Raw genomic sequence first — 1,561 nt, forward strand, 5'->3', positions numbered from 1 at the left:
TAAAAAATTAGAAATAGGAAAAATGAAATGGAATATAAAGGAAGTTGTCATTGTGGTCAGGTAAAGTTTGCCGCGGAAGGTGAGCTAACAGAAGCCTTATCTTGTAATTGTTCTATCTGCCAAAAGAAAGGGTCTTTACTTTGGTTCCTGCCGACTAATCAGGTTACCGTTACTTTAGATTCTCCTGATATTTTAGCGAATTACACTTTTAACAAGCATGTGATTAATCATCATTTCTGTAAAAATTGCGGTATTCATCCCTATGCCCAAAGTATAGATGCCCAAGGTAATTCGATCTTTGCGATTAATGTTCGATGTATAGATGATATTGATTTAGAAAAGTTAAAAATAAATTATTTTGATGGGCGTTCTGTTTAATAACTATAAGGTTTATTCAATGATGACTAAAAAACAATTAACTTCAAAACAAATAGATATGTTGCTTGAATTATTAAAAAATAGATTTGAAAAGAATATACATCGACATAAAGGAATTGATTGGATGAATGTGCGAACTAAACTCATTGAGTCTCCAGACAAACTATGGGCATTGCAGGAAATGGAAAATACAGGAGGAGAGCCGGATGTTATTGCTTATGACCAGCAGAAAGATGAATATTTGTTTATAGATTGCTCTGTTGAGTCACCGAAAGGTCGTAGAAGCCTTTGCTATGACCGAGAAGCCTTAGAGTCTAGAAAAGATCATCCTCCTAAAAATAGCGCAATAGACTTAGTCCAAGAAATAGGGGCTGAACTCCTAACAGAAGAGCAATATCACCAATTACAACAGCTCGGGGAGTTTGATCTAAAAACATCAAGCTGGCTTGCTACTCCAGAGGAAATTCGAAAATTAGGAGGAGCTCTTTTTGCGGACCGTCGCTATGGTCGAGTCTTCATCTATCACAATGGAGCCCAGTCATATTATGCAGCTCGTGGTTTTCGCTGCTGTTTAAGGGTATAGGTCTTGCGAATCAACTCGATCGTCTGGATTTGATATTTTATGCCAAGAAAATGGAGATTCTTGCAACTTTTGACTGATGGTAAACATGACAAGATATGTTCTGGAATTAAATAAAAACATCAGGACATTTCTAAAAATGCAGCTCAATCCAATTTACTATAATGAACAACATATAGCTTTTGCCGATAATGTTCGTAGATTTGTACAAAAAGAAATGGCACCTTTCGTTAATGAATGGGATGAGGCTGAGACATTCCCAAGAGAACTTTATAAAAAGGCTGCCGAAATTGGATTACTGGGTCTAGGTTTTTCAGAAGAATATGGTGGTATTCCAGATGCAGATCCATTCTATTCATTACTGGCTGGTATCGAAATGGCAAAGGCGGGTTCAGGTGGAGTGCATATCTCGCTCATGGTCCATACCATTGGCGCCCCTCCCATTCAGCACTTTGGGAGTGAGGAGTTAAAGGCTAGAGTTCTGCCAGGTATTATTTCCGGTGAGAAAATTTCGGCTTTAGCGATTACAGAACCTGGTGGTGGTTCAGATGTTGCTGCATTACAGACTAAAGCTGTCAGAGATGGGGATTATTATATTGTTTC

At 38.0% G+C, this 1,561-nt stretch carries 3 protein-coding genes; all 3 read left to right on the forward strand.

The genetic code is table 11. From position 1 onward, the window contains the following. The first annotated feature begins 27 nt into the window (after nt 1-27). The gene (locus VXQ92_RS17270) at nt 28-378 is read left to right on the forward strand and encodes a GFA family protein (RefSeq protein WP_000455820.1); all 351 of its coding nucleotides are present in this window, start codon (nt 28-30) and stop codon (nt 376-378) included. Nucleotides 379-397: 19 nt separating this feature from the next. Further along, complete coding sequence (locus tag VXQ92_RS17275; protein WP_032060596.1) at nt 398-961, forward strand: DUF4256 domain-containing protein; 564 nt, start codon at nt 398-400, stop codon at nt 959-961. Between the two features lie 136 nt (nt 962-1,097). Next, nucleotides 1,098-1,561: acyl-CoA dehydrogenase family protein (locus VXQ92_RS17280; RefSeq protein WP_416682649.1), on the forward strand; the 464-nt coding region annotated here is incomplete at its 3' end.

The organism is Acinetobacter sp. 228, assembly GCF_048147885.1.

Coding starts and splice junctions, on each gene's coding strand:
- VXQ92_RS17270 (WP_000455820.1), top strand. CDS start 28: ATGGAATATAAAGGAAGTTGTCATTGTGGTCAGGTAAAGTTTGCCGCG.
- VXQ92_RS17275 (WP_032060596.1), top strand. CDS start 398: ATGATGACTAAAAAACAATTAACTTCAAAACAAATAGATATGTTGCTT.